Below are 3,687 nucleotides of genomic sequence, written 5' to 3' on the forward strand. Positions count from 1 at the left end.
CCGACGCTACGCAGCACGGGGCCGGCGGGGGCGGGGGGCCCGGGCGGAGCAGCCACGTCGGCGTCGTCCGCCGGCCGCAGCAGGGTCACCCGGACCTGCCACCCGGTGACCGTCGCGCCGGTCACCACCAGGGTGTCGGTGTCCACCCGGGCGTCGGCGTCCCGCTGCCCGGGCACCGAGGTCCGGCGGAACGCGTGGTCGTCGGCCGCCCAGTCGGCGAGCACGTACCAGCCGGTGGCCGGCGAATCGTCGCCCCAGCCGCGCAGCTCCACCCGCAGCCAGCAGCCCGCCGGGGCGTCCGCCGTCCAGGACGGCACCACCTCCCGCACAGCGAATCCGGCGGCGACAGGTGGTGAGGTCCAGCTGCCGGCGGCGTACCGGCGGGTGCGGCTGTCGGGGTCGGTGTGGTCGAGCCGCCCGACCGGGTCAGCCAGTTCGATCCCGCGACCGCCGGCGCGCACCCCGGCCAGGACGCCCTGGTGCGCGTCGGCGGGCAGGCGGAAGGCCCGATAGGCGATGTCCCGCCGGGCCGTCGGTGCCGCGTCGGTCATGACCCGTCCCCGCCCTTTCGAAGACCGCTGCCGGAAGCATCGCGCACGACGAAGGTTTTCTGCAACGGCGGCCCACGCGGACGGCGAGGAACGCTGGTTTGGCGGCCGGCACTAGGTTGTCGGGAGGTCAGGCGCGAGGAGGCCGGGATGCGGGTACTGGTGGTCGAGGACGAGCGCAACCTCGCCGACGCGATCGCGCGGGGGTTGCGCAGGCGGGGCATGGCGGTGGACGTCGCCTACGACGGCGACAGCGGCCACGAGCTGGCCTTCGTGACCCGGTACGACGTGGTGGTGCTGGACCGGGACCTGCCCGGCGTGCACGGCGACCAGATCTGCGCCGAGCTGGCCGCCTCCGGCGCGCTGACCCGGGTGCTGATGCTGACCGCCAGCGGCACCGTCGCCGACCGGGTGGAGGGGTTGCAGCTCGGCGCCGACGACTACCTGCCCAAGCCGTTCGCCTTCGACGAGCTGGTCGCCCGGGTGCAGGCGCTCGGCCGGCGGGCCACCCCGGCCGCGCCGCCGGTGCTCGAACTGGCCGACCTGGTGCTCGACCCGGCCCGCCGGGTGGCCACCCGCGGCGGCGCCCCGATCGACCTGACGAACAAGGAGTTCGGCGTGCTCTGCGAGCTGCTCAAGGCTCGCGGAGCGGTGGTCTCCAGCGAGGAGCTGCTGGAACGGGTTTGGGACGCCAACACCGACCCGTTCACCACCATCGTCCGGGTGACCGTGATGACGCTGCGCAAGAAGCTGGGCGACCCGCCGCTGATCGAGACGGTGGTCGGCGCCGGCTACCGCACGGCCGAGGTGTCAGCGTGAGCGCGAGGAGTGAGCCGGGTTTGCGAGCCCCGCAGTCGCGAACGGAGGTGGCGGTCGTGAGCGCGAGGAGTGAGCCGGGTTTGCGAGCCCCGCAGTCGCGAACGGAGGTGGCGGTCGTGAGCGCGAGGAGTGAGCCGGGTTTGCGAGCCCCGCAGTCGCGAACGGAGGTGGCGGTCGTGAGCGCGAGGAGTGAGCCGGGTTTGCGAGCCCCGCAGTCGCGAACGGAGGTGGCGGTCGTGAGCGCGAGGAGTGAGCCGGGTTTGCGAGCCCCGCAGTCGCGAACGGAGGTGGCGGTCGTGAGCGCGAGGAGTGAGCCGGGTTTGCGAGCCCCGCAGTCGCGAACGGAGGTGGCGGTCGTGAGCGCGAGGAGTGAGCCGGGTTCGCGAGCCCCGCAGTCGCGAACGGAGGTGTTCCAGTGACCCGGCGGCTGCGGCTGCGCCCGACCCTGCGGCTGCGGCTGACCCTGCTCAACGGGGTGCTGCTGGTCGGCGCGGGCGCGATCCTGGTGCTGCTGGCCTGGCTGCTGGTCCGCGACGCGCTGCGCCCGACCGACGAGCTGCTCCCCGGCACCACCGTGGTGCTGGCCGACGGCCGGTCGCTGGACGCCGCGCAGTGGCAGCGGCAGCTGGTCGACTCCGCCTCGGGGGAGCTGCTGGCCAAGGGGCTCGGCGCGCTGCTGGCGATCAGCCTCGTCGGGGTGGCCGGGGCGTACGCGGTGGCCGGCCGGGCGCTGCGCCCGCTGCACCAGGTCACCGCCACCGCCCGGCGGCTCGGCGAGACCACCCTCGACCAGCGGATCCGCTGGACGGGCGCGGATGACGAGGTGGCCGAGCTGGCGCAGACCTTCGACGCGATGCTGGACCGAATCGCCGCCGCCTTCGAGGCGCAGAAGCGGTTCGTCGCCAACGCCTCCCACGAGCTGCGCACCCCCCTCGCGGTGATGCGTACCGAGATTGACGTGACGCTCAGTGACGACGAGGCGGACGCCGCCGAGTACCGCCGGATGGCCACCGTCGTCCGGGACGCCTCCGAGCGGGCCAACGGGCTGGTCGACGCGCTGCTGGTGCTGGCCCGCAGCGAGGCGCAGGCCGGCCGCCGGCTGGGCCGGCGCGCCGAGTGCGACCTCGCCGCCGGCACCGCCACCGCCCTGTCGGCGGTACGCCGGGAGGTGGAGCGGATCGGGCTGCGGGTGCAGACCTCGCTGGAATCGGCGCCGGTGGTCGGCGACCCGGGGCTGCTGGACCGGCTGGCCGGCAACCTGATCGAGAACGCGGTCCGCTACAACCACCTGCACGGCCGGCTCTGGGTGCGGACCGGCTCGGACGGGTATCGCTCCTGGCTGGTGGTGGGCAACACCGGCTTCGAGGTCGACCAGGCCGACGTGCCGGGGCTGTTCGAGCCGTTCCGGCGGGGCGGCCGGGAGCGCACCGGTGCCCGCGGCTCCGGCCTCGGACTCTCCATCGTCCGGGCGGTCTGCGACGCGCACGGCGGCACCGTCACCGCGATCGCTCAGCCCGGAGGCGGTCTGGAGGTCACCGTGACGCTACCCGCCGCGGACGCCGCCCCGGCGCTGACCGGCGAGTCGTCCACCGGACCGGAGGCGCCGCCGGGGCGGTGACAGGGTTGCGTCGGCACGCCCCGGCTGACAAGATCATGGCAGTCAGCCGGACGGTGAGAGGGGGTGCGTCGATGTCCACCATGACCAGTCCCGCGCCCCGCCCCGACCAGCGCTGACATCACCCGGCGGGGCGCCTCCGCCACGACGGAGGAACACCCGTGAGTGCACGGATCCACAACATCGGCATCGACTGCCGCGACCCGTACGCCCTGGCCGGCTTCTGGGCGCAGGTGTTCCAACCAAGAACCAGTTTCACGTTGCCGGTGGCGCGGGGCAAAACCGGTCGATCGACCGGCACGGAACAGGTAGGAACACCCGTATGCCAACATCCTTGCGCAACGTCTGTTTCGACGCCGCCGACCCGTACAAATTGGCCACGTTCTGGAGCCAGGTAGTCGACCGTCCGATCGCCGCCGAGTGTGAGCCCGGCGAGGAAGAGGCGTACATCGAGATGCCCGAGGGCCCAGACCTGTTTTTTCAGCGGGTTCCGGAGACCAAGGTCGTGAAAAATCGGGTCCACGTCTGCCTTACCCCCGAGATCACGCGCGACGAGGAGGTCGAACGGGTCAGGGCACTGGGCGCGACATTCGTGGGCGACCACCGAAACCCCGACGGTACAGGATGGGTGGTGCTGGCCGACCCCGAGGGCAACGAGTTCTGCGTGTTGCGCAGCAACGCCGAGCGGTCCGCGTTCTCCCACCC

At 73.1% G+C, this 3,687-nt stretch carries 3 protein-coding genes and 1 pseudogene; 3 read left to right on the forward strand and 1 reads right to left on the reverse strand.

Annotated features, from left to right (window positions below; translation table 11 throughout):
- Positions 1-551 (reverse strand): annotated as a pseudogene (locus C1I99_RS30335) (peptidase C39 family protein); the annotation flags it as partial.
- A gap of 147 nt (positions 552-698) precedes the next feature.
- Here C1I99_RS30335 and C1I99_RS30340 point away from each other — a divergent pair.
- The 3 genes from C1I99_RS30340 to C1I99_RS30355 form a co-directional block, all read left to right on the forward strand.
- Positions 699-1,367 (forward strand): response regulator transcription factor, encoded by a 669-nt coding sequence (locus C1I99_RS30340; protein ID WP_111137593.1) that lies wholly within the window; start codon positions 699-701, stop codon positions 1,365-1,367.
- A gap of 415 nt (positions 1,368-1,782) precedes the next feature.
- Entirely contained in the window at positions 1,783-2,985 is a 1,203-nt protein-coding gene (locus tag C1I99_RS30345) for a sensor histidine kinase (protein ID WP_111137594.1), read from the forward strand.
- Between the two features lie 319 nt (positions 2,986-3,304).
- On the forward strand, positions 3,305-3,687 hold a 383-nt coding region (locus C1I99_RS30355), incomplete at its 3' end, for a VOC family protein (protein WP_111137595.1).

Origin of the sequence: Micromonospora deserti, from assembly GCF_003236335.1 — a bacterium.
In the GTDB taxonomy this organism is placed as follows: domain Bacteria; phylum Actinomycetota; class Actinomycetes; order Mycobacteriales; family Micromonosporaceae; genus Micromonospora; species Micromonospora deserti.

Excerpts from the sequence above, each read along its gene's own strand:
- C1I99_RS30340 (WP_111137593.1), top strand. The coding sequence starts at position 699 with ATGCGGGTACTGGTGGTCGAGGACGAGCGCAACCTCGCCGACGCGATC.